The organism is Kitasatospora sp. NPDC101108 (assembly GCF_055584725.1).
In genome coordinates this window covers 448,973-472,244 of sequence record NZ_JBVJLM010000002.1, presented here as the reverse complement: position 1 = coordinate 472,244, position 23,272 = coordinate 448,973, and the positions used below count along the sequence as shown (strand labels likewise).

Below are 23,272 nucleotides of genomic sequence, written 5' to 3'. Positions count from 1 at the left end.
GGGGTCGATTCCCGGATCGCGAAGACATCGGCGGGGGACGGTCGATCGCTGCGCGCGGCGCTCGACCACCTGCCCACGCGCGGCCGGGCCGAGGCCGGGAACTGGTCCACGGCCTGGAGCGGCATGGACGTTCCCGTCGCCATCGCCGTCGCCGTCGCCGTCGCCGTCGCCGTCGCCGTCGCCATCGCCACGATCAGGACCGGGCCCGGTCGCCGCGACGACGCCCCGGCCGCCTTCGAGCGGCACGCCCGGGCGCTCCGGCCGCCCGGCCGGGGCGCACGGCGGTCACCAGAAGAAGTCGGGGAGCTCGGTGGTGGGTGGCAGGGGTGCGTTCGCCGGGAGGGGGCGGATCTGGACGAAGGCGTGCTCGAACTGGGAGTACGAGAAGTCGTCCAGTCCCGGGGCCACCACCAGGACGTTGTCGCCCCGGCGCCAGATCCGGTAGCGCCAGCGGTGGTCGAGGGCCGGTCGGCGTTCGTGGGTCAGGTCGTGGTCGGGCGGTCCGAGGATGGTGGTGAACTGGTCGACCACGGCCTCCAGTTGGGCGTCGAAGGTACCCGTGGGCGGGTCGGGGAGGCTCTGCCAGCCGGGGACGGTGGCCCAGAAGTCCTCGGCGATCGCCCCGTCGGGGTGGACGTAGAACTCGTACGCGAACGGGATGGCGAGGCAGTCGTCGCCGTACACGAAGTGGCCGGCCGGCGTGTGGGCCTTGTTGTTGAGCTCGCCCAGGTAGTCGCCGGTCGAGTGCCAGCCGGCGGTGGTCATCGCCTGCTCTCCGGCGTCGAAGTCCTTCCAGTCGACGTCCAGCATCCCGGCGATCTGCGCGGCCAGTTCGGGACCGACCGGGCAGGTCGAGACGATCCAGGGGTTGTCCTCGTCCTCGTCCTCGTCCTCGTCGTCCACGTCCACGTCCACGTCGAGGTCGATGCCGGGGTCGCTGTCGAGGGGCTCGTCGGTCACTGCGCTGAACTCCCGTTCTGGCTGGCGGATCGAACGTTCACCCTAGTGGTGGGCGCCCACCGGAGGCGTCGGGAAGGAGGCGTTCACCCGCCCGGCGGCGGCCGGAAGTCGACCGGCGCGTCGAAGGCGGCCCGGCGGGTGGTGCGGCGCAGGGCGCGCAGCACGGGCGTGCCGAGGGTGAGGCACAGCACGACGGTCAGCGCCGCGCGCGGGAGGTCCCAGCCCAGGGAGGTGGTGAGGCAGTAGGCGGCGAAGCGGACCAGGTTGGCGGGCAGCGGGTCGCCCGGGACGAAGGAGACGGAGCCGGCCATCCCGCCGATGTACGGCCAGCCCTGGAGGTTCATGACCGTGCCGTAGAGGACGGCGGACCCCGCCCCGTACCCCGCCAGCAGCAGCAGTTCGCGGCGGCCGCGCAGCGTGGCGGCGCCCGGCAGCAGGCCCGCGCCGAGGCAGACCCAGCCCATGGCGAGCATCTGGAACGGCAGCCAGGGCCCCACCCCGCCGGTGAGCAGCGCGGAGGCGAACATCGACAGCGAGCCGAGGACGAACCCGAAGCCCGGGCCGAGCACCCGCCCCGACAGCACCATCAGGAAGAACATCGGTTCCAGGCCCGCCGTCCCCGCCCCGAGCGGCCGCAGCGCCGCACCGGCCGCCGCCAGCACGCCCAGCAGGGCGACGGACTTGGCGTCCAGCCCGGGCGCGCCGCCGCCCGACGAACGGCCTTCGGAGATCTGCGCGATGACGACCGCGAGGAGCAGCGGGAGCAGCAGGGCGAACAGCCAGGGCGCGTCGGTGGAGTGGCCGACCAGGGCGGACCGGGTGGAGGCGAGCAGCGGCCAGCCGAAGGCCGTCACCCCCACCAGGGATACCAGGGACAGCGCCGCGACGGACCGGCGCCCGAGCGGGACGGGGCGCCCGGGCGGGACGGGGCGGCCGCTCACGCGCTCAGCGCCTTCGCGACCTGCTGGACGGTGAGCCACGGCCCCGGTGCCAGCACCTTGGCGACCTGCGGCGCGAAGGCCGGGGAGGAGACCACGACCTCGGCCGTCGGCCCGTCCGCGACGAGCTCGCCCTCGGCCAGGATCAGCGTCCGGTGTGCCAGCTCGGCGGCCAGCTCGACGTCGTGGGTCGCCAGCAGCACGGCGTGCCCCTCGGTGGCCAGCGAGCGCAGGATCTCCACCAGCCGGGCCTTGGCGGCGTAGTCCAGGCCGCGGGTCGGCTCGTCCAGGAGCAGCAGCGGGGGCCGGGCGGTGAGGACGACGGCGAGGGCGAGGGTGAGCCGCTGGCCCTCGGAGAGGTCGCGGGGGTGGGTGGCGTCGGCGATGCCGGGCAGCAGGCGCTCGACCAGGGCGCGGCAGGTGCCGGGGGCGGCGCCCGCGTCGGTGTCCGCGGCGGCGCACTCGGCGGCGACGGTCTCGCCGTACAGCAGGTCGCGCGGGTCCTGGGGGACGAGGCCGACGTGCCGGATCAGTTCGGCCGGGCGGGTGCGGTGCGGGCTGCGGCCGCCGACGGTGACGCCGCCGGAGGCGGGGGCGTGCAGGCCGACCAGGCCGCCGAGCAGGGTGGACTTGCCGGCGCCGTTGCGGCCCATCAGAGCGGTGATCTCGCCGGGGCGCAGCGTGAGGTCGACCCCGCGTAGGGCCTGCACCGGGCCGCGTCGCACGGCCAGGCGGTCGGTGGCGGCGATCGGCGCACCGTCCGGGGTGCCGGCGGCGGCGGGTGCCCGGCCGTCCAGTTGGGCCCGCAGCGGAGCGGCCTTGCGGCGGGCGTCGCGGACGGACAGCGGCAGCGGCCGCCAGCCCGCGAGCCGGCCGAGGCCGACCACCGGCGGGTGCACGGGGGAGTGCGCCATCACCTCGGCGGGTTCGCCCAGCACCGGTTCCGCGCCCGGGGTCAGCAGCAGCACCTGGTCGGCGTACTGGACGACCCGCTCCAGCCGGTGCTCGGCCATCAGCACGGTGGTACCGAGGTCGTGCACCAGCCGCTGCAGGACGGCCAGCACCTCCTCGGCGGCGCCCGGGTCGAGCGCCGAGGTGGGCTCGTCCAGGACCAGTACGCGCGGGTGCACGGTGAGCACCGAGCCGATCGCGACGCGCTGTTGCTGACCGCCGGAGAGGGAGCCGAGGGCGCGGTCGCGCAGGTCGGCGAGACCGAGCAGGTCGAGGGTCTCCTCGACCCGGCGCCGCATGACGTCGCCCGGCAGGCCCAGGGACTCCATGCCGTAGGCGAGTTCGTCCTCGACGGTGTCGGTGACGAACCGCGCCGACGGGTCCTGGCCCACCGTGCCGACGAGGTCGGCGAGTTCACGCGGCCGGTGCTCGCGGGTGTCCCGGCCGCCGACGGTGACCCGGCCGTGCAGCACCCCGCCGGTGAAGTGCGGCACCAGGCCGCTGACGGTGCCGAGCAGGGTGGACTTGCCGGAGCCCGACGGGCCCACCAGCAGGCAGAGTTCGCCCTCGGGGACGGTCAGGTCGACACCCTTCAGCACCGGTTCGGCCGCGTCCGCGTACCGGACGGAGACCTGCTCGAAGGTGATCACGAAGCCCTCCGGGGCGGGGTCGGGGCGGCGAACGCCGGTACCAGGCCGAGGAGTACGGCCGGCACGGCGGCCAGCGGCAGCACGGGGACGGTCGGCGGGACGACGGTGGGGGCGAAGGCGGCCGGATCCCCGGACGCGAGCCAGGTGACCAGGGCGGCGACGGCGGCACCGGAACCGGCGGTCAGCCACTCGGGCAGCCCCCAGGGGTCGGGCCGGTAGCGCGTTCTGACGGTACGTCGGCTGCCGAGCCGCAGTCCGGCGAAGGCGGCGGCCAGGCCGAGCAGCAGCACCGGCGGTGCCCAGCCGGCGCCGCCCGCGGTCAGCAGCCCGTAGGCGGCCAGGCAGACCCCGAGCAGCCCGGCCAGGGTCAGTGCCGCGGTCACCCGGGCGAGCCGGCGCGGGACGTCGGCGGTCCGGCCGAAGCCGCGGGTGTCCATCGCCGCCGCCAGGGCGATCGACCGCTCCAACGCGCCTTCCAGGACGGGCAGTCCGACGCTCAGCACGGCCGCGACGCCCCGGTCGTTGCGGCCCCGCAGGCGGCGGGCGGCGCGCAGTCGGCGGACGTCGGCGACCAGGTTCGGTGCGAAGGTCATCGCCACCACCACGGCCACGCCCGCCTCGTAGAGCGCGCCGGGCAGGGCGCGCAGCAGCCTGGCCGGGCTGGCCAGCGAGTTGGCGGCGCCGACGCAGACCAGCAGGGTGGCCAGGCGCAGCCCGTCGTACAGCGCCGCCAGCAGGCCTTCGAGGGTGACCCGGCCGCCGACCCGGACCCCCTGCGCCCAGTCGGGGAGCGGGAGTTCGGGCAGGGTGAACAGCACGTGGGTGCCGGGGACCGGCGAGCCGAGCAGCGCCGCGAAGACCAGCCGGATGCCGAGCACCAGCAGCCCGAGCCGCAGGAAGGCCCCGTACGAGCGCGACCACGGCGCGTCGCCGCGGCGCGCCGCGACCACGTAGCCGGCGGTCGCGGCGAGCAGCGGCAGGACCAGCGGGTTGGTGGTGCGGGTCGCCGCCGCGCCCAGCCCGAGCGCCCACAACCACCAGGCGCCGGGGTGCAGTTGGCGCGGGCCGGTGGGGGTGCTACGGGCGGGGCTGCTCACGGATCTGTCCTGGGGAGGGTGAGGAGTGACGGCGGCGGCGGGCCTGCCAGACGGCGCCCCCGGCGAGGACGGCGACCAGCGCGCCACCGGCGACCGGGCCGAGGTCCGGGCCGCTGCCGTGGTCGGCGGCGGGCTCGGCGGGCCCGGCGCCGCCGGCCGCGTCCACCTGGTCGCCGCAGCCCGCCTTCGGGTAGCCGGCGATGGCGCACAGCAGGCCGTTGGAGTCGTAGCGCAGCGGCGGGGCGACGGCGGCCAGCACCTCGGCCGAGGTGGCCCGCGGTGCGACGCTGGCGCAGGCCGTCCGCTGCCCGGGCGGCGGTACGGCGGACGTCCCGGCGTCCTCGGCCGTGCCGAAGTCCAGCACCACGGCCACCCGCTTGCGGCCGTCCTGGGCGGGCGTGGCGGCGCAGACCTGGTCGAAGGGGGCCGCCGTCCGGGGCTTCGCGGCGTCCCGCCCGCCGTCCGGGCTGACGGCGAACCGCCAGCCGTCCACCGCGCCGTCCGGCGGCACGGCGACCGCGGGCCCCTGCGACTGGTAGGCCCAGGCCCCGCCGTCGCCGGCGCGCCAGAACGACCAGTACCGGTACCCGGCGGCCTGCGCGGGCGCGGCGGAGGCCAGCAGCACCAGCGCCCCGAGGAGCGGCAGGAGCAGCGCGGCCAGGGCGGCCCGGTCCGTCCGGGTGCCGGGGGCGGGGGCGGGGCGCATCAGAGGTTCGGGTTGCGCTTGCGCTGGAGGCTGAGCAGGAGGCCGCCGCCGATGCCGATGAGCAGGCCGACGACGATCAGCCAGAACTGGCCCATGCCGTCGCTCTTCTTCGCCGGGGCGGCGTCCGCCGGGGTGGCGGCGGTGGCCTTGGGGGCCGGGCCGAGGGCGGTGAGCCGGCCGGTGAGGTCGGCGGTGGAGCGGTGGGCGGCCTGGGAGACCAGCAGGAGGCTGGCGGTGGCGGCGGCGTCGGTGCCGTTCTTGGTCCAGGTGGTGCCCTGCCCCTCCAGCCAGTCCACGGCGTCGGTGGCCTGCTCGGGGTGGCCGCTCTGGATCAGGGCGAGGGCGGCCCAGGCGGTGGCGGTGTAGTCGGGCTTGGGGTCGGCGCCCGGGGTGGTGAGGGTGAGGTGTTCGTCGCCGACCGAGAGCTGGGCACCGAGGTAGGCGCTGACGGCCTCGCCGGACTCGTTGTGCGGGATGGTGGCGGGCGCGGAGCCGTCGGCGCAGGCGAGGGCCTTGGGGGTCGCGTCGGCGTGCACCGAGGTGGCGACCGGCAGGTGCCCGCCGGCGGCGGCGAGGGCGGCCTGGGCGCTGGCCAGGGTGTTGGGGGTGAGGGTGCCGGCGGCCGGGTCCGGCTGGTAGGCGAAGGCGCCGCGCTGGTCGGCGGGGGCGGTGCAGCCGAGCTGGAAGCGGGCGAGGCCGTCGAAGGCGTTCTTGCCCGCCGCTCCGCCGGTGCCCGGCTTGGCGACGCCGGCCGGGTCGGTGCGGGCGGCGAACAGCGCGTTGACGGCGAGCCCGGTGGAGTTGGCGTCGCCCGGGTTGCCGGGGTTGTACGGCCAGCTGCCGTCGGCGTTCTGGTTGGCCTTGAGCCACTGCACGCCCTTGTCGACGGCCGGCTGGTGCCCGCCGAGGGCGACCAGGGCCTGGATGGCGACGGCGGTGGCGTTGCTGTCCTCGGTCCTGGCGTCGCAGGCCGCGCCGGCGGCCCGGTAGGAGGGCCAGCCGCCGTCCGCGCACTGCTGCCCGGTGAGCCAGTCCACCGCGGAGTCGGCCGGGGTGACCTTCGCCGCCGTCAGCGCGGTGAGCGCGAGGGACTGCCGCCAGACGCCGTCGTAGGTCGGGTCGCCCTTGCCGTACAGGCCGTCCGGGACGGCGGTGGCGGTCGCGCCGGGCGACGGGCTGTCGGCGAGGGCCGGTCCGGCGGCGACGCCGGCGAGCAGCGCGGCGGACAGGGCGGCGGCGCCCAGGCGGGCGGCGGTCAGCATGGTGCGGATGTGCCTTTCGGTGAGCGGCGGGGGCCCGGGCGGGGCCGTTCGACTCTAACCGCCGGGCCGCGGCCCGCGGGCCTCCCGGAGCAGGAACAGGTTCCAGTGACCGGGGCCGTCACGGCAGGGCCAGCAGCCGCGCCGCGGTGTGCAGGTCGGCCCGGACCTCGGCGATCGAGGCGCGGCCGGACAGCCAGGCGACCAGGGCCGAGTGCCAGGTGTGCTCGATCACCCGGACGGCCGCGCGCTGGCTGTCGCTGGGTGGGCCGGACTGGCCGATCGCGTCCAGGATGAGCTGTCCGGTGGCGGCGCTGACGAGGTCCACCTCGGCGCCGACCGAGCGGTCCGCGAAGCACATCGCGCGGACCATCGCCTCGGCCAGCAACGGCTCGCGCTGGAGCGCGTGGAAGGCCCGGGTGAGCGTGTCGGCGACCCTGGGCGCCGGCTCCCGGTCGGTCGGCGGGTGCCGCCGGATGTGCTCCTGGAGCTCCTGCAACTGCTCCAGCATGACCGCGACCAGCAGGTGGACCTTGGACGGGAAGTACCGGTACAGCGTGCCGAGGGCGACCTGCGCGCTCTCCGCGACCTCCCGCATCTGCACCGCCTCGTACCCGCCGCGGGCGGCCAGCGCGGTGGCGGCCCGCAGGATCCGGCGGCGCCGCTCGGCCTGGCGCGCGGACAGCGGCGGCTCGGCCGGCGGCTCGGCCGGGGCGCCCGGGGCGGCGGGGCTCGCGGTGGGGCTCACGGACGGGATCGGCGACGGCAAGGGTGCTCCCGGGGGCGCGTGGGTGGCGGCGTGCTCCAGAAAGGTCGGCCCGAAGGCGACCCGCGGTCGGTCGGGGCGGGCGTGGCGGGAATCACCGGCCCTGGCTCCTGAGCGAAAGCTACGGGCCGGTATCTTCGAGGTCTCTCATTGTTCACACGGGCGACGACGAGTTCCACAGCCACTGAAACCTGATCTACTTTAGCGACCGGCGGCACCGATGGGGCCGCTCGCACCGATAGCAGCCAGAGATGAGGGCCGAGGATGACCGCGCAGCCGCTGCGGATTGCCCTGCTGTCCTACCGCGGGGACCCGTTCTGCGGCGGTCAGGGAGTGTACGTACGGCACCTCTCCCGGGAGCTGGCCAGGCTCGGCCACCACGTGGACGTGATCGGCGCCCAGCCCTACCCCGTCCTGGACGAGGTCGAGGGCCCCGGATCGGTGCGCCTGGTCGAGCTGCCCAGCCTGGACCTCTACCGCGCCGACGACCCCTTCCGCACACCCGCCCGCGGTGAGTTCCGCGGGCCGGTGGACGTGCTGGAGTTCGCCACCATGCGCACCGGCGGCTTCCCGGAACCACTCACCTTCTCGCTGCGCGCCCGTCAGTACCTGGCCCGGCACAAGGGCCGCTACGACGTGGTGCACGACAACCAGACCCTCGGCTACGGCCTGCTGGGCCTGGCCCGGCACGGCTTCCCGCTGGTCACCACGATCCATCACCCGATCACCGTGGACCGCCGGTTGGAGCTGGACGCGGCCACCACGCGGGTGAAGCGGCTGTCGCTGCGCCGCTGGTACGCCTTCACCCGGATGCAGCGCCGGGTCGCGGCCCGGCTGGACCACGTGATCACCGTCTCCGGCACCTCGCAGCGCGAGATCGCCGAGCACCTGGGCGCCGCCCCCGGCGCGGTCTCGGTGGTGCCGATCGGCGCCGACACCCGGCTCTGGTCGCCCTCCGAGCGGATCGCCCGGGTTCCCGGCCGGATCGTCACCACCTCCAGCGCGGACGTGCCGCTCAAGGGCCTGGTCTTCCTGGTCGAGGCGCTGGCCAAGGTCCGCACCGAGCGGGACGCCCACCTGGTGGTCGTCGGCAAGCCGCAGAAGGACGACGGCCCGGTGGCCGAGGCGGTGCGTCGCTTCGGCCTGGCGGAGCACATCGAGTTCCGCACCGGCCTGACCGACGGCGAGCTGGTCGACCTGTACCGCTCCGCCGAGGTGGCCTGCGTCCCGTCGCTGTACGAGGGCTTCTCGCTGCCCGCCGCCGAGGCGATGGCCACCGGCACCCCGCTGGTCGCGACCACCGGAGGGGCGATCCCCGAGGTGGCCGGACCGGACGGCGAGACCTGCCTGGCCGTGCCGCCGGGGGAGGCGGACGCGCTGGCCGCGGCGCTCGGCCGGCTGCTGGACGACCCGCGGCTGCGCGCCGAGATCGGCGCGGCCGGCCGGGAGCGGGTGCTGGCCCGGTTCACCTGGGAGCGGGCCGCCGAGCTGACCGCGGACGCCTACCGCGCGGCGATCGCCACCGGCGTCGGCGCCCGGGCCCGCTCCGGGCCCGGCTGGCGGTACGTGCCCTGAGCGGCGCGCTCGCGAGCGACGCGCTCCGGGCCGCCGGTGAGTGACCTCACGAAGCTTTCTGGCGAAGTGTTCTGACGAGACGTCAGAAACGCTTGTGGCAATAGGAATGGGAGCCCTGCAGTGCTGACCGTCGATTTCTCGCGCTTCCCGCTCGCCCCCGGCGACCGGGTGCTCGACCTGGGCTGCGGCGGGGGCCGGCACGCGTTCGAGTGCTACCGCCGCGGTGCCAATGTGATCGCCCTCGACCAGAACGCCGAGGAGATCGCCGAGGTCAAGAAGTGGTTCGCCGCGATGGAGCTGGCCGGTGAGGCCCCCGAGGGCGCGTCGGCGGTCGCGATGGAGGGCAACGCACTGGCGCTGCCGTTCGAGGACGACTACTTCGACAAGATCATCATCTCCGAGGTGATGGAGCACATACCCGATGACAAGGGCGTGCTCAACGAGATGTTCCGGGTCCTCAAGCCGGGCGGCCTGCTCGCCGTCACCGTGCCGCGCTGGCTGCCCGAGAAGATCTGCTGGGCGCTGTCCGACGAGTACCACGAGGTCGAGGGCGGCCACATCCGGATCTACCGGGGCGACGAACTGCTCGGCAAGCTCAAGGACGCCGGCCTGGAGCCGTACGGCACCCACCACGCGCACGCGCTGCACTCGCCGTACTGGTGGATCAAGTGCGCCGTCGGCGTGGACAACGACAAGGCGCTGCCGGTCAAGGCCTACCACCAGCTGCTGGTCTGGGACATCGTCGGCACCCCGGTGATTAGCAAGCTCACCAGGGCCGCCGAGAAGGCGCTCAACCCGGTCATCGGCAAGAGCTTCGTCGCCTACGCGTCCAAGCCGAACCGCGCGGAGCCCCGGCGGGCGGGCGCATGACCGCCGCCGTCCCCGAGGTGCTGCTGCTCGACGGTGTGCTGGACGCCGAGCAGGCCGCCGACACCGTCCGCAGCATCCTGGCCGAGCAGCGCCCCGACGGCGCCATCCCGTGGTTCGCCGGCCACCACCTGGACCCGTGGGACCACACCGAGGCCGCGATGGCCCTCGACACCGCCGGCGAGCACGCCGCCGCCGAGGCCGCCTACCGCTGGCTGGCCGCGCAGCAGAACCCGGACGGCTCCTGGTACGCCGCGTACACCGACGGCGTGGTCACCGACCACGCCAAGGAGAGCAACTTCTGCGCGTACATCGCGGTCGGCGTCTGGCACCACCACCTCAGCGCCGGCGACGACGCCTTCCTGGAGTGGATCTGGCCGGTGGTCCGGCGGGCACTGGACTTCATCGTCCGCCTGCGGCTGCCCGGCGGCCCGATCGCCTGGCGGGTCGACGAGGACGGCGCCGCCACCGAGGAGGCGCTGCTCACCGGCTCGTCCAGCATCCTGCACGCGCTGCGCTGCGGCCTGGCCATCGCCGACTACCTGGAGGAGCCCCAGCCCGACTGGGAGCTCGCGGCCGGCCGGCTGCGGCACGCCATCGCCCACCACCCGGAGCGGTTCCTCGACAAGGGCCGCTACTCGATGGACTGGTACTACCCGGTGCTCGGCACCGGCCTGCGCGGCGACGCGGCGCTGGCCCGGATCGAGCGGGACTGGGAGCGCTTCGTCGTCCCCGGCCTCGGCGTGCGCTGCGTCAGCGACCGCCCGTGGGTGACCGGCGGCGAGAGCGCCGAACTGGCCCTCGCGCTCTGGGCGATCGGCCAGTCCGACCGCGCGGTGGACATCCTGCGCTGGATCCAGCGGCACCTGCGCCACCAGGACGGCTCGTACTGGACCGGGTACGTCTTCGAGGACGACGCGATCTGGCCCGAGGAGCGCACCACCTGGACGGCCGGGGCGCTGCTGCTCGCGGTGGCCGCGCTCGGCGGGGACCCGGCGACGGTCGCGGTCTTCGGCGGGGAGCAGCTGCCCGCCGGGCTGGTGGTCCAGGACTGCTGCTGAGGCGTGTCCGGGACGGTGGTCCACTGACGGCGAAGGGGCGGGACCGGTGATCCGGTCCCGCCCCTTCGCCGTGCCCTGCGGCGGGCCGGGGGTGGTGTCAGCCGCGCTGGATGCCCGCGGTGTCGGCCAGCACGCCCTGGGTGCCGTCCGGCAGCTGGGCGACGAGGGCCGCGCCGCGCTGCTCGACGGCCAGGTACCAGGTGCCCGGCACGATCTCGCCGACCGGGGCGCCGGCCGGGTTGTCCTTCGGGGCCAGCTGGCGCGGGGCCGGGACGGCGAACCAGAACGGCTGGAAGTCCGCCGCCGGGGCGGCCGGCTGCTGCGCGGCGGCCGGGGCCGGGGCGCCCGCGTCCTGCGGCTGCGCCGGCTGGCCGGGCTGCGGCTGGCCGGCGGCCGGGTAGCCGTAGCCGCCGGGGACCGGCTGGGCGCCGAAGGCCGGGTCGTGGCCCTGGGCCGGGTAGCCGTACTGGCCGGGCTGGCCGGGGGCACCCGGGTGACCGGGCTGACCCGGCATCGGGTAGCCGCCCTGGTACGGGACGGCGGCCGGGCGGTCGGTGACCAGCGGGGCCTTCAGCGCGGGCACCAGCGGAGCGGCCGCGGCCGCACCGGCCAGCACGATCAGCGAGATGAGGGCCAGCCAGGCGCCGAAGCCGTGGCCGAAGTCGGGGGTCGCCGGGCCGCCGCCCAGTGCCCAGAGCGAGGTCCAGAGCGCCGCGACGGCGAACGCGATGCCCCACTGGTCCAGCCGCAGGCCGAGCACCTGGCGGTTGGCGGCGGCGGGGCCCTGGAAGCGCTGCACCAGGATCAGGACGGCGGCGGCGATGCCCAGCAGGAAGACCGAGGGCAGGATGGGGAACATCTCGGTGCTCCACGCGTTCTGCGAGGTGTCCCGGTAGCACCGGCCGCTGCAGTCCACGGTCCAGTAAGGCAGGAAGGAGGCGATGAACAGCAGGACGGCCGCGCCTGCGACGGCGGCGTCTCCCCTGGTGAGAGCGCGCAGATTCACTTACGTTCCCCTCGTTGACGTGTCGTGGACGGTGCTTCGCGCGGTCGGGCTGACCGGCCGAAACTCCCGAACGGACCAGAAGCCTAGGGCCAACCGTCCTGCCGGTGCACGGCGGGACCTGGAACGGGTCGAAGTCGTTGCAAACCGCGCGGGCGCGGTGGTTGGTCGCCCACCGGGTCCGCGCGTCCCAACTCCCGTGCCGGGCCCGCTCAGTGCGCGGTCAGGAAGGCGGTCAGCGCGTCGGCGATCCCCTGGGCGGCCTGCTGCCGCCACTGAGGGTCCGTCATCCGTCGGGCGTCCGCGGAGTTGCGCATGTTACCGCACTCGATGAACACCTTGGGTACCGCGGAGAGGTTGAGGCCGCCCAGGTCGGAGCGGGTGTCGAGGCCCTCGTTCGCGATGTAGTCGGCGTACGGCTCGCCGGTCGCGGCGTGGAAGGCGTCGCGCAGCAGCAGGCCGAGGCGGTGCGAGGGTTCGACGATCGCGGAGTTGTCCGCCTTACCGGCGACCACCTTGGCGGGCATGATCACGTGGAAGCCGCTGCCGCTCGCCGGACCGCCGTCGGCGTGCACCGAGAGCGCGACGTCGGCGTGCGCGTCGGCGCCCGCCCGGGCGCGCTCGTCCACGCACGGGCCCCAGGGGCGGTCACCGTCCTGGGTGAACACCACCTTCGCGCCCCGGGCGGTCAGCAGGGCGCGGGCCCGGCGGGTGACGTCCAGGGTGTAGTCGGCCTCGGTGTAGCCGGCGTCGGTCTCGGTGCCGGTGGTGTCGCACTCCTTGTGGCCGTTTCCGACGTCCACCTGACGGTTGATCTCCGTGGAGTGGGAGAAGTTGCCGGGGTTGTGGCCGGGGTCGAGCACCACGGTGCGGCCGGTGAGGTCGGCGGCCGCGGTGGGGGACGGCGTGCCGGCGGGAGCCGCGGCCGTCTCGGTGGGAGTGCCGGTCGGGGTACTGGTGGCCGGGGGTGCCTGCGGGGTGGCGGGCGCCGGGGAGCTGGACTGCGCCGCGCCGGACGTCGCGCCCGACGTCGCGGCGGCCGTGGCGGCCGCCGGGTCGGAGTGGTCCAGGGCCCGCCAGCCGAACCAGCCCGCCGTGCAGAGCGGGACGACCGCGGCCACCACCGTGGTGGTGCGCAGCAGGGCGGAGCGGCGGGGCGGTCGGGAGGTCGGGCCGGTCACGGTCGGTTCAGATCCTGTCCGAGGTGGGCGCGGTGAGACCGTAGGCGTTCGCGATCGGCTTCCACTTGGTCAGGAAGTCGTTCTTCGCCTGGGTGGCCTGCGGGTTGAGTTCGTCGGCCTTCTTCTTGTCCGCCGTGTTCGGCGCGGTGCCGGAGCAGCCCTGGGCGGCCACCGCACGGGCCCAGCTCGCGTACGCCTTGTCGATGTCGGAGGACAACTGCCAGGCGGACTTGAGCGAGTTCACCGCGTCCGCGCCGCCCGGCAGGTCCGCGACGCTCAGCTTGGACAGCTTGGTCAGCAGGCCGTCACGCTGTTTGGCGCCGCTGTCGAAGACCTGCGCCGCGCTGTCGATGTCGGTCTTCGCGGGGCAACTGGTCACCTTGGCCACCGCGTTGCCGATCTGGGTCCGGGCGTTGCCGCCCTCGGTGAGCAGGGCGTCCAGCGCCTGGGCCTCGGACTGGGCCTTGGGGCCGGCGCCGGACGCGGTCGGGGACGGCGTGTCGGAGGGGGCGGCCGTGGTGCCGGGAGCGGCGTCCGTACCGGTGGGCGCCGGGGCGGGCTGCGGGTTTCCGGAGCCGGTCGCGCCGACGGCCGAGGGGGCGGGCGCGGCCCGGTCGTCCTTGCCGCCGCTCTTGGTCGCGTACAGCAGGCCGCCGCCGACCGCCACCACCAGCAGCAGCGCGAAGCCGATCAGCAGCGGGGCCCTGCGGTTGGCCGGGCGGTCCCGCTCGTCCTCGTCGTCGAGCGCCTGGGCGCTCGGGTGGTCCGGCTGGGCGGGGTAGGGCTGGGCAGCGTACCCGGGCTGCTGCGGGGGCTGCCCGTAGGGGCCCTGCTGGTACGGGCCGGCCGTGGGCGGCGGCGGGTAGACGTAGCCGGGGCCGGGGAGCTGCCCGCCCTGGGACGCGCGGTCCTGCGGGGTCGCGTGGGAGGGGAACGGCGTGGACGCGGGCGGGGCGCCCGGGGGCGGCGGGGTGATCCGGGGGAGCGCGGCGGTGGGCGCCCCGGGGCCCGGATCCTGGGCGGCCGTCGGGGCGGGGGGCTGCGCGGGGGCCGGAGTCGGCGCCGACATGTCCGGCGGCGGGCCGAAGCCCGGGGCGGTGGACAGGTAGGGGCGGGCGCCCAGCGGCGGGCCCTGGTCGCCGACCGCGCCCGCGGTGGGGGGCTCCGGCGCTGCGGCGGGGGTGGATTCGGCGTCCTGGCGCTGCGGATTGCGGACCCAGCCTCCCGCGCCGCCGCGCGCGGTCGGGTCCCAGACCGCCGGAGCGGTGTTGTGCTGGTCCGTCATGTGCCGCTGGCCCCCACCGTCCGCCGATGCTCTGCCTGGTGCTGCGCGGACACCGTACCGTTCGAGCACCCGTCGGACAGCCCCGGCACGACGTTAGAGCATCGGGGCGGGGCTGTGGGGGTGATCTCGCGGGGTGGTCGGGGGAGTAGCGGGGTGGTCGGGGGAGTAGGGGACAGGCCTACGCGGCGGTCCGGCGCAGGACGCGCAGCGAGCCGGTCACCGAGACCTCCTCGAAGCCCTCGGCGAGCGCCCGCAGGTACACCCGGTACGGGGCCTGGCCGCCGTCGGCCGGGTCCGGGAACACGTCGTGCACCACCAGCAGGCCCTCCGGCGCCAGGTGCGGCGCCCAGCCCTCGTAGTCGCCGGTGGCGTGCTCGTCGGTGTGCCCGCCGTCGATGAAGACCAGGGCCAGCGGCCGTCCCCACAGCGCGGCGATCTGCGGCGAGCGGCCGACCAGCGCGACCACGTGCTCCTCCAGCCCGGCGGCGTGCAGGGTGCGGCGGAACCGGGGCAGCGTGTCCATCCGCCCGACCTCCGGGTCCACCAGCGTCGGGTCGTGGTACTCCCACCCGGGCTGCTGCTCCTCCGAGCCGCGGTGGTGGTCCACGGTCAGCGCCACCGTCCCGGTCTCCCGGGCCGCGGCCGCCAGCAGGACCGCCGAGCGGCCGCAGTAGGTGCCGATCTCCAGCACCGGCTGCCCGGTGCGCCGGGCCGCCGCCACCGCCGCCGCGTACAGCGCGAGGCCCTCGTCCACCGGCATGAACCCGGTGGCCGCCTCGAACGCCGCCAGCACCTCCGGCGCCGGGCGGGCGCCCTCCAGCAGGTCGGACATGCGGTGCTCCTCGTGGTTCGGGCGGCGGGCGGACGTGCTCGGACCCTACTCGAAGGTAGCCGGGGCGGCGGTGGCGGGTGGCCGGACGGTTCTGGAACGCGTTCCAGTCGGGTTCCGGCGGGCGTGCCAGAATCGCCCCGACCCTTGACCCGAGGCACACCGGGAGCAGCCCCATGCGCGCAGCCGTCCTGCACAAGACCGGCCAGGACACCCTCGACGTCCGCGAGGACGTCACGGCGGTCGGCTTCGGACCGGGCACCGTACGGGTCCGGATGCGCGCCGCCAGCCTCTGCCACTCCGACCTCTCCGCGATGAGCGGCGTGCTGCCGCAGCCCGCGCCGTTCGTCCCCGGCCACGAGGGCGCCGGGGACGTCGTCGAGGTCGGCGAGGGCGTGACCGGCGTCGTCCCCGGGGACCGGGTGGTGCTCTGCTGGATGGCCCCCTGCGGCCGCTGCGCCCACTGCGAATGGGGCCGCGGCCACCTGTGCGTCGCCAGTCTGCGGCGGCTCGGCGCGCCCGGCTTCCGGCTGGCCGAGGGCGGCACCGAAGCCTCCGGCTTCTACGGCACCGGCGCCTTCGCCGAGGAGGTGGTGGTCGCCGCCGACGCCGTCATCAAGGTGCCCGCCGACCTCCCGTACGAGGCCGCCGCCCTGATCGGCTGCGGGGTGACCACCGGCATCGGCGCCGCCGTCAACACCGCCCGGGTCGAGCCCGGCGCCGCCGTCGCGGTGATCGGGGCGGGCGGCGTCGGGGTGGCCGCCGTCCAGGGCGCCCGGGTCTGCGGCGCCGCCCGGATCACCGTCGTCGACCCGGTGGCCTCGCGCCGCGAGCGGGCGCTGGCCTTCGGCGCCACGGAGGCGATCGCTCCCGAGGAGCTGAAGGCGACGGCCAAGGGCCTGCCCGGCGGCGGCTTCGACCACGTCTTCGAGGCGGTCGGCCGCGCGGCCACCGTCCGGGCCGGCTACGACGCCGCCCGGCGCGGCGGCGCGGTCGTGGTGATCGGCGCGGGCGCGCAGGACGACCTCGCGCAGTTCACCATGGGGGAGCTGTTCTTCAACGAGAAGCGGCTGCTGCCCTCGCTGTACGGCGGGGCGCCGGTGGCCGGCACCGTCGCCCTGGTGGTGGACCTGTGGCGGGCCGGGCGGATCGACCTGGACGGGATGATCACCCACAGGGTCGGGCTGGCGGACGTGAACCGGGCGATCGAGCAGATGCGCAGCGGCGAGGCGCTGCGGACGGTGGTCTCGCTCGGATAGCTCCCGCGGCATGCGCGAGGGCCCGCCGGGACGTCCTCGGCGGGCCCTCGCGGGGTCCTGCGGTTCCTGCCTCGGGTCAGCCCCGGGCGCCGGCCGCGCGGTGGCGGCCGTGCGGGTCCGCCCCGGGGGTGTCGTCGGGCGCGGAGCCACCGCGGTGGCGACCGTGCGACGAGGTGTCCTCGGCCGTCTTCTCGTCGGCGTCGGTCCCGGTCATCGCGGGTCCGGTGGTGTCGGTGAGGGTGTCGGACATGAGAAATCGTCTTCCGTGCGGAGGGTGCGGGTCATCGGCGCCCGTCCGGCGCCTGCGGCACACGGTCGGGTCCCCGATCGGGCGCTCGGTACGCGCCCACAGCCGGTGATCGCGGCCCGTGCCCCGGCCACCATAACGGCCGGGACTGACGAGATCCTATCGACCTCATGGGGCGAGTCCCCGCCCCGCCCGCGGACCGGTGATCAGCCCGGGCGGCCGGTCCGCAGGAAGCCGGCCAGCAGCTCGTGGAGCACCGCGGCGCCCTCCTCGGCGAGCACCTCGTGCCCGGAACCGGCCGCCTCCACGTACCGGAAGTCCGCGCCCTCGACCCGACCGATCCGCAGCAACTCGTGCCGCAGCGACCGGGACTGGCTCACCGGCACCACCTCGTCCCGGTTGCCGTGCACCACCAGCAGCGGCGCGCTCAGCCGGTGCGCCAGCTGGAGCACGTCGCGCGGGCCGCGGGCGTCCAGGATCGGCTCGCCGCCGCCGAGCCGGGCGGTCAACGCCCGTACCGGCGGCGCCGCTTCGGCCAGCAGCCGGGCACCGGACAGGAACGGCGCGACCACCGCGCAGCGGGCGACCTGCTCGGCCGGGGCGTGCGCGGCCGCCAGCAGCGCCAGGAACGCGCCGTAGCTGACCCCGAACAGGGCGGGCGGCTCCAGCCCGAGCGCCGCGCGCTGGCGGGCGATGCCCTCCAGGAGGTGCAGCACGTCGTCCAGGTCGGGGCCGCCCCAGGCGCCCCGGACGGCCAGCGCGTGCGGCACCCCGTAGCCGGTGGAGCCGCGCTGGTTGGGCGCGACCACCGCCAGGCCCTCGGCGGCCATCCGCTGCAGCGCCGGGTCGAACTCCAGTCGCCAGGCGTCCGCCGGCCCGCCGTGCAGGGCCAGCACCAGGTGCGGGCTGCTCAGCCAGGCGTCACCGCCGTACACCACCGCCTCCAACGGGCCTGCCGGGCCCGCGAGTTCGAGGCTCTGCGCGGGCTGCCAGCGGCCGCCGTCGCCGGGCGGGGTGCTGCCGTCCAGCCGCCAGCCGGCCGGCGGGGCGAGGGCGCCGCGCGGCCCGCCGGGCTGCCAGGGCGGCACGGTGTCCCGCCACGGACCGGGCAAACCCGAGCCCAGCGGCGCGAGTTGGAGCGGCAAGGGCATCGGGGCGGTTCCGGCCGGGGCCGGTCCGTGCGCCAGCAGGGCGTCCACGTCCAGGGTGGCCAGCGCCGTCGGCTGGTCGGGCGAGGAGTAGGGGATCCGCAGGCCCGCTCCGCTCCAGTGCCCGACCGCACCCAGCCGTCCGGGCGGCACCGGCAGCGGGTCCAGCCGCCCGACGGCGGGCCGCCACAGGGCGAGCGCCGACCCGGCGCCGTGGTCGATCTGCACCGCCACCCGGGGGCCGTCCGGCCCCTGCCGCAGGGCGACCGGCCGCAGGGTCGTGCCCGTGACGTGCAGGCACTCCGGGAACCGCAGCGGCTCCCCGCCGCCCAGCACGCCCCAGCCGAGCCGGTCGGTGCCGGGCGCGTCGCTGCGCACCATCGCGAAGCCGCTGTCCGGGTCGAACAGCACCAGCCGGTCGTTGCTGTGCTCGCCGATCTCCAGCAGCGGGGTGGCGCTGCCGCTGCGCAGGTCCAGCACCACACTGCGGACCAGCCCGCCGGCCACCCGGTCCAGCGCGAGCAGCGCGCCCGCCCGGTCCAGCCAGGTGCCGCCGCCGTGCAGGCCGGGGATCTCGGCGACCTGCACGGGCTCGCCGCCGTCCGCCCGGACCAGCCAGGCCGAGGTCGTCGGGCGGGTGTCGGTGCCGAGGGCGAGCGCCACCGGGGTGCGCGGGCCGGCGCCGGGCGGCACCGGGAGCGGCAGCAGCCGCAGCCCGGACATCCGCAGCGAGGCCACCGGCTGCTCCACGGTGCCGCCCTCCCCGTGGGAGAGGCGGACCAGGTCGTGCCGCTCGCCGTCGTGCCGGCAGACCAGCACCGACCCGTCGGTCAGCGCGACCAGCTGGGAGCGCGGGTCCTCCGACCGGTTGCCGGACAGCGGCAGCGCGGCGGGCGCGGCCGGTGAGCCGTCCGACGGCAGCCGCCAGCCCTCCGCGTACCAGCCGCTGTCGGCGGCCGAGGCCAGGCAGGCCGCGTGGCTGCCGTCGGCGGCGAAGGCGAAGCCCAGCCGGCGCAGTGCCCGGGTGGTGGTCCGGGTGGCCGCGTTCACGCCCCGCTCACCCTCATGCGCCACCACATCCCTTTCGTCCGTTGCCGGGGCAACTCCCGTTCGCAGGGATGAAGTTAGTTTCGACAAAACCGAAGGCCCAACGCCTGGCCGCTCGCTTCACCCGTAAGGGTGAGCAGGGGGCGGTTTCGAATTCGTTCGGGGGCCCCCTGTGCGCCACGGGCGCCGGGCGTGCGGGCGCACCCGGTCCGCGCGGGCCCGTACGGGCGCCCCCGTGCGGGTTGACGCCGCTCCGCAGAGGGTTGACGCGCATCCGTGCGCCCGCGGCACCGGCGTCCGAACGGCCACCGCGCCGGGGCCCGGACGGGCGTCCGCGCGAGGTCCGGACGGGCGCCGGGCCTTCCCCCGATCGGCCGAGGCCCGACCGCCCCCGCGCGCACGGTAGTCTCGACAGGTGCCGAAACTGTCCGACGTCATCACCGCCCTCGAAGAGGTCTACCCCCCGCAGTGGGCGGAGTCCTGGGACGCCGTCGGCCTGGTCTGCGGGGACCCTCAGGCCGAGGTCGGCCGCGTGCTGTTCGCCGTCGACCCCGTCCAGGCCGTCGTCGACGAGGCCGTGGAGTGGGGCGCCGACCTCGTGGTCACCCACCACCCCCTCTACCTGCGCGGCACCACCAGCGTCGCCGCCACCACCTTCAAGGGCCGGGTGGTGCACACGCTGATCACCAACGGCATCGCGCTGCACGTCGCCCACACCAACGCCGACCACGCCGACCCCGGTGTCTCGGACGCGCTGGCCGAGGCGGTCGGCCTGCGGGTCACCGGCCCGCTCGTGCCGGACCCGACGGACCCGCTGGGCCGTCGCGGCACCGGCCGGATCGGCCTGCTGGAGCCCCCGCTGACGCTGTCCGCCTTCGCCGCCCGCGTCGCCGAGGGCCTGCCCGCCACCGCCGCGGGCGTGCGCGTCTCCGGCGACCCGGACCGGCTGATCAGCCGGGTCGCGGTGTGCGGCGGCTCCGGCGACAGCTTCTTCGCCGACGCACGGGCGGCCGGCGTGGACGCCTACGTGACCGCCGACCTGCGCCACCACCCGGCCTCCGAGGCCACCGAGGCCGCGCCGGTCGCGCTGGTCGACGCCGCCCACTGGGCCACCGAGTGGCCCTGGCTCGGCCTGGCCGAGCGCGCCCTGCTGGCCGCCGCCGACCAGCGCGGCTGGGCCGTGGAGACCAAGGTCTCCCACCGGGTCACCGACCCGTGGACCGCGCACGCCCCCATGTCCTTCACCGCCTGACCCGATTCACAGGAGCTTTCCCCTTGAACGCCGCGCCCGCCGACCAGATCCGCCTGCTCGACCTCCAGGCCATCGACTCGAAGCTCGACCAGCTGGCCCACCGGCGCCGGAGCCTGCCGGAGCACGCCGAGATCGAGAAGGCCACCGCCGACCACACCGCGCTCAAGGACCTCGTCGTCGCCGCCGAGGCCCAGAGGGGCGACACCGCCCGCGAGCTGACCAAGGCCGAGCAGGACGTCGAGCAGGTCCGCGCCCGCGCCGCCCGCAACCAGCAGCGCCTGGACTCCGGCGCGATCACCTCGCCGAAGGACCTGGAGAACCTCCAGCACGAGATCGGCTCGCTGGCCAAGCGCCAGGGCGACCTGGAGGAGGTCGTGCTGGAGATCATGGAGCGCCAGGAGAGCGCCAACTCCCGGGTCGAGGAGCTGAGCGCCCGCCTGGAGCACTCCACCGTGGTCCTCAAGGAGGCCGAGGCCCGCCGCGACGCCGCCTTCGCCGAGATCGACGCCGAGGCCGACAAGGTCAGGCGCGACCGTGAGACCGTCGCCGCCGTCATCCCGGCCGACCTGCTGAAGGTGTACGCCAAGCTGCGCGAGACCCAGGGCGGCGTCGGCGCGGCCCGCCTCTACCAGCGCCGCTGCGAGGGCTGCCGCACCGAGTTCTCGATCACCGAGCTGAACGCCATCAAGGCCGAGCCGGCCGACAAGGTCGTCCGCTGCGAGAACTGCTCGCGCATCCTGGTCCGCACGGCCGACTCGGGCGTCTGACCCGGTGGCGGCGCGCTTCATCGTCGAGGCGGACGGCGGGTCCCGGGGCAACCCGGGGCCGGCCGGCTACGGCGCGGTGGTCCGGGACGGCGACACCGGGCAGCTCGTCGCGGAGGCCGCCGAGTTCATCGGCCACGCCACCAACAACGTGGCCGAGTACCGGGGCCTGATCGCCGGACTCAGGGCGGCCCGCGAGCTCGACCCGGACGCCTCGGTGGACGTCCGGATGGACTCCAAGCTGGTCGTCGAGCAGATGTCCGGGCGCTGGAAGATCAAGCACCCCGACATGCAGCCGCTCGCCGCCGAGGCGCGCACCGTCTTCCCGCGCGGCCGGGTCACGTACACCTGGATCCCGCGCGACCGGAACAAGGACGCCGACCGGCTGGCCAACGAGGCGATGGACGCCGGCCGCGACGGGCGCCAGTGGGAGCCCCGCAAGCCCGCCGGGACCGTCGACGCCGCGGCCCCCGCGGCCCTCGCGGCCGAGCCGCCGCTGGAGAAGAGCGCCCCCAAGGCCGGCTGGGCCGCCCCCGCCGACCTCGGCACCCCGACCACCTTCGTCCTGCTGCGCCACGGCGAGACCCCGCTCACCCCCGAGAAGCGCTTCTCCGGCAGCGGCGGCACCGACCCGGAGCTGTCCGACAAGGGCCGCTGGCAGGCCGAGCGCGCCGCCGAGGCGCTGGCCGCCCGCGGCAGCATCCAGGCGGTCGTCGCCTCCCCGATGCGCCGGACCCGGCAGACCGCCGAGATCGTCGCGGCCCGGCTCGGACTGGAGGTCCGGTACGAGGACGGGCTGCGCGAGGTCGACTTCGGCGCCTGGGAGGGCCTGACCTTCGCCGAGGTGCAGGAACGCTACCCCGACGACCTGTCGGCCTGGCTCGCCTCCGCCAAGGCCAGGCCGACCGGCAGCAGCGAGAGCTTCACCACCCTCACCCACCGGGCCGGCGTCGCCCGGGACAAGATCCTCGCCCGGTACCCGGGGAAGACGGTGCTGGTGGTCTCGCACGTCAGCCCGATCAAGACGCTGGTCCGGCTCGCCCTCGGCGCCCCGCCCGACTCGATGTACCGGATGGAGCTGTCCGCCGCCTCGATCTGCGCCGTTCAGTACTACGCGGACGGCAACGCCTCGCTGCGGCTGCTCAACGACGGCTCGCACCTGCGCTGAACCCGGCTCCGGCGGAGTCGGCGCCGGGCGCTCAGTGCACCTCGGTGACCACCACGTCCAGCTGCCACGGCTTGCGCGCCGTGCCCTCCGCGGCCAGCTCGACGTGGTGGCCCAGTGCCAGCAGCGCGTCCAGCAGCTCGGCGGGCGTCTTCGGCTCCGCCCCGGCGACCAGCAGGTCCCGGACGATCCGACCCTTGGTCGCCTTGTTGAAGTGGCTGACCACCGTCCGCCTGCCGTCCCGCTCCTGCAGCACCCGGACGGTCGCGGTGCGGGAGGCCACCTCGCCGGCCGGCTTCCAGGCCGCCGCGTACGCGGAGCTGCGCAGATCCAGCACCAGCCCGTCCGCGACCTCGGGGAGCACGGCGGCCGTTGCGCTTCGCCAGTACGCGCCGAGCGCCCCCGGCCCGGGCAGTTTGACACCCATCGAGCAGCGGTAGGACGGGATCCGGTCCGAGATCCGCACCGCGCCCCACAGCCCGGAGAACACCAGCAGCGAGCGCTCGGCGCGGTCGTACGCGGCGGCGTCCAGGGTGGCCAGGCCCAGGTTGTCGAACAGCACCCCGGTGTACACCTCGGCGGCCGGACGGGCCCCGGCGGTGGGCAGGCCGGCGTTCTTGGCGATCTCGCCGCGCAGACCGGGGGTGAGTCCGAGCACCTCGGCGGCGGTGTCCTCGTCGCCCCGGCACAGCCCGACCAGCGCGTCCAGCACCGCACCGCGCGCCGCCGTCAGCCCCGGCAGCGACAGCCGCTCCAGCGCGACCGGCTCGCCGTCCCCGGACGCGGCCTTGCCCTCCGACGGCGGCAACAGCACCAGCACAGCGGACTCCTCAACACTTTGTGGCGGACGGACCCCGCAACCCTACTGCGCCCGTCCCGCCCCCCGGAGCCGCCCTCCGAAGGGCCCGGGCCGGTTGCCCCGGCGGCAATGTCACGTCCGCGACCTCGGCGGCCTGCTCTCGGCGATCGCCCGTCCGCAGGCCGGCCTGTTCGGCTCCGAGGCCTACCCCGACCTGTGGACCAAGGCCGCCGCCCTCGGCCAGAGCCTGTCCCGCAACCACCCGCTGGTCGACCGGAACAAGCGCACCGCCTTCGAGGCGATGCTGCTGTTCCTGGACTACAACGCCGAGCCCTACACCGACCCGCGGCCGGACGACGCCGTGGCCTACGTGCTGCGGCTCGCCACCGGTGGCTACGACGACGCGATCGCCCTCGCCGCCAAGGACCTCAAGTCCCTCCTGGGGCGGTGAGGCCGGGGCGCG

22 protein-coding genes are annotated in these 23,272 nt (G+C 75.8%); 8 read left to right on the top strand and 14 right to left on the bottom strand.

Annotated features, from left to right (window positions below; all coding sequences use genetic code 11):
- Positions 1-285: 285 nt before the first annotated feature.
- The 7 genes from ACZ6Z8_RS06900 to ACZ6Z8_RS06870 form a co-directional block, all read right to left on the bottom strand.
- Complete coding sequence (locus ACZ6Z8_RS06900; RefSeq protein ID WP_465607041.1) at positions 286-960, bottom strand: hypothetical protein; 675 nt, start codon at positions 958-960, stop codon at positions 286-288.
- Positions 961-1,043: 83 nt separating this feature from the next.
- Positions 1,044-1,901, bottom strand: coding sequence for an ECF transporter S component (locus ACZ6Z8_RS06895; RefSeq protein ID WP_465607039.1), 858 nt, complete (start codon positions 1,899-1,901; stop codon positions 1,044-1,046).
- Entirely contained in the window at positions 1,898-3,499 is a 1,602-nt protein-coding gene (locus ACZ6Z8_RS06890) for an ABC transporter ATP-binding protein (RefSeq protein WP_465607037.1), read from the bottom strand. Before ACZ6Z8_RS06890 ends, ACZ6Z8_RS06895 begins: the two co-directional genes overlap by 4 nt.
- A complete protein-coding gene (locus ACZ6Z8_RS06885) occupies positions 3,496-4,596 on the bottom strand; it encodes an energy-coupling factor transporter transmembrane component T (RefSeq protein ID WP_465607035.1) in 1,101 nt (366 codons plus the stop codon). Before ACZ6Z8_RS06885 ends, ACZ6Z8_RS06890 begins: the two co-directional genes overlap by 4 nt.
- Positions 4,577-5,302 carry an SCO2322 family protein gene (locus ACZ6Z8_RS06880; RefSeq protein WP_465607033.1) on the bottom strand — a complete coding sequence of 242 codons (726 nt, stop codon included), beginning with the start codon at positions 5,300-5,302 and terminating at the stop codon, positions 4,577-4,579. The genes ACZ6Z8_RS06885 and ACZ6Z8_RS06880 overlap by 20 nt, the downstream gene beginning before the upstream one ends.
- The gene (locus ACZ6Z8_RS06875; protein ID WP_465607031.1) at positions 5,302-6,564 is read right to left on the bottom strand and encodes a prenyltransferase/squalene oxidase repeat-containing protein; all 1,263 of its coding nucleotides are present in this window, start codon (positions 6,562-6,564) and stop codon (positions 5,302-5,304) included. The genes ACZ6Z8_RS06880 and ACZ6Z8_RS06875 overlap by 1 nt, the downstream gene beginning before the upstream one ends.
- Positions 6,565-6,682: 118 nt before the next feature.
- Positions 6,683-7,318: a TetR family transcriptional regulator gene (locus tag ACZ6Z8_RS06870; protein ID WP_465607494.1), complete on the bottom strand. Its 636-nt coding sequence runs from the start codon at positions 7,316-7,318 to the stop codon at positions 6,683-6,685.
- A gap of 273 nt (positions 7,319-7,591) precedes the next feature.
- On the opposite strand from ACZ6Z8_RS06870, the gene ACZ6Z8_RS06865 reads away from it, so the two are divergent.
- The 3 genes from ACZ6Z8_RS06865 to ACZ6Z8_RS06855 all read left to right on the top strand — a co-directional run bounded on the left by ACZ6Z8_RS06865 (position 7,592) and on the right by ACZ6Z8_RS06855 (position 10,830).
- Positions 7,592-8,902 (top strand): glycosyltransferase family 4 protein, encoded by a 1,311-nt coding sequence (locus ACZ6Z8_RS06865; RefSeq protein WP_465607030.1) that lies wholly within the window; start codon positions 7,592-7,594, stop codon positions 8,900-8,902.
- 120 nt (positions 8,903-9,022) lie between these two features.
- Entirely contained in the window at positions 9,023-9,772 is a 750-nt protein-coding gene (locus ACZ6Z8_RS06860) for a class I SAM-dependent methyltransferase (RefSeq protein ID WP_465607028.1), read from the top strand.
- Positions 9,769-10,830 (top strand): prenyltransferase/squalene oxidase repeat-containing protein, encoded by a 1,062-nt coding sequence (locus tag ACZ6Z8_RS06855; RefSeq protein WP_465607026.1) that lies wholly within the window; start codon positions 9,769-9,771, stop codon positions 10,828-10,830. Before ACZ6Z8_RS06860 ends, ACZ6Z8_RS06855 begins: the two co-directional genes overlap by 4 nt.
- Before the next feature lie 97 nt (positions 10,831-10,927).
- On the opposite strand, the gene ACZ6Z8_RS06850 is transcribed toward ACZ6Z8_RS06855, so the two are convergent.
- The 4 genes from ACZ6Z8_RS06850 to ACZ6Z8_RS06835 all read right to left on the bottom strand — a co-directional run bounded on the left by ACZ6Z8_RS06850 (position 10,928) and on the right by ACZ6Z8_RS06835 (position 15,131).
- Positions 10,928-11,836 carry a hypothetical protein gene (locus ACZ6Z8_RS06850; RefSeq protein ID WP_465607024.1) on the bottom strand — a complete coding sequence of 303 codons (909 nt, stop codon included), beginning with the start codon at positions 11,834-11,836 and terminating at the stop codon, positions 10,928-10,930.
- 209 nt (positions 11,837-12,045) lie between these two features.
- Complete coding sequence (locus ACZ6Z8_RS06845) at positions 12,046-13,014, bottom strand: N-acetylmuramoyl-L-alanine amidase (RefSeq protein ID WP_465607022.1); 969 nt, start codon at positions 13,012-13,014, stop codon at positions 12,046-12,048.
- A gap of 7 nt (positions 13,015-13,021) precedes the next feature.
- Positions 13,022-14,299: a hypothetical protein gene (locus ACZ6Z8_RS06840; protein WP_465607020.1), complete on the bottom strand. Its 1,278-nt coding sequence runs from the start codon at positions 14,297-14,299 to the stop codon at positions 13,022-13,024.
- 178 nt (positions 14,300-14,477) lie between these two features.
- Positions 14,478-15,131, bottom strand: a complete 654-nt coding sequence (locus ACZ6Z8_RS06835) for a class I SAM-dependent methyltransferase (protein WP_465607018.1) — start codon at positions 15,129-15,131, stop codon at positions 14,478-14,480.
- Positions 15,132-15,304: 173 nt separating this feature from the next.
- Between ACZ6Z8_RS06835 and ACZ6Z8_RS06830 the strand changes: the two genes are divergently transcribed.
- Complete coding sequence (locus tag ACZ6Z8_RS06830) at positions 15,305-16,387, top strand: alcohol dehydrogenase catalytic domain-containing protein (protein WP_465607016.1); 1,083 nt, start codon at positions 15,305-15,307, stop codon at positions 16,385-16,387.
- A 76-nt stretch (positions 16,388-16,463) separates the two neighbouring features.
- Here the strand turns inward: ACZ6Z8_RS06830 and ACZ6Z8_RS06825 are convergent, their stop codons facing one another.
- Both ACZ6Z8_RS06825 and ACZ6Z8_RS06820 read right to left on the bottom strand, forming a co-directional pair.
- Positions 16,464-16,637: a hypothetical protein gene (locus ACZ6Z8_RS06825; RefSeq protein ID WP_465607014.1), complete on the bottom strand. Its 174-nt coding sequence runs from the start codon at positions 16,635-16,637 to the stop codon at positions 16,464-16,466.
- Positions 16,638-16,840: 203 nt separating this feature from the next.
- Positions 16,841-18,832: an alpha/beta hydrolase family protein gene (locus tag ACZ6Z8_RS06820; protein ID WP_465607012.1), complete on the bottom strand. Its 1,992-nt coding sequence runs from the start codon at positions 18,830-18,832 to the stop codon at positions 16,841-16,843.
- A 412-nt stretch (positions 18,833-19,244) separates the two neighbouring features.
- On the opposite strand from ACZ6Z8_RS06820, the gene ACZ6Z8_RS06815 reads away from it, so the two are divergent.
- From ACZ6Z8_RS06815 to ACZ6Z8_RS06805, 3 genes are read left to right on the top strand one after another with little or no spacing between them, the layout of a single operon-like run.
- Entirely contained in the window at positions 19,245-20,081 is an 837-nt protein-coding gene (locus ACZ6Z8_RS06815; RefSeq protein WP_465607010.1) for a Nif3-like dinuclear metal center hexameric protein, read from the top strand.
- A 23-nt stretch (positions 20,082-20,104) separates the two neighbouring features.
- Positions 20,105-20,848, top strand: coding sequence for a zinc ribbon domain-containing protein (locus tag ACZ6Z8_RS06810; RefSeq protein ID WP_465607008.1), 744 nt, complete (start codon positions 20,105-20,107; stop codon positions 20,846-20,848).
- 4 nt (positions 20,849-20,852) lie between these two features.
- Entirely contained in the window at positions 20,853-22,013 is a 1,161-nt protein-coding gene (locus ACZ6Z8_RS06805) for a bifunctional RNase H/acid phosphatase (protein WP_465607006.1), read from the top strand.
- A gap of 31 nt (positions 22,014-22,044) precedes the next feature.
- Here the strand turns inward: ACZ6Z8_RS06805 and yaaA are convergent, their stop codons facing one another.
- Positions 22,045-22,830 (bottom strand): peroxide stress protein YaaA, encoded by a 786-nt coding sequence (yaaA, locus tag ACZ6Z8_RS06800; RefSeq protein ID WP_465607004.1) that lies wholly within the window; start codon positions 22,828-22,830, stop codon positions 22,045-22,047.
- A gap of 94 nt (positions 22,831-22,924) precedes the next feature.
- On the opposite strand from yaaA, the gene ACZ6Z8_RS06795 reads away from it, so the two are divergent.
- Positions 22,925-23,260 carry a type II toxin-antitoxin system death-on-curing family toxin gene (locus ACZ6Z8_RS06795; RefSeq protein ID WP_465607002.1) on the top strand — a complete coding sequence of 112 codons (336 nt, stop codon included), beginning with the start codon at positions 22,925-22,927 and terminating at the stop codon, positions 23,258-23,260.
- Positions 23,261-23,272: the final 12 nt, after the last annotated feature.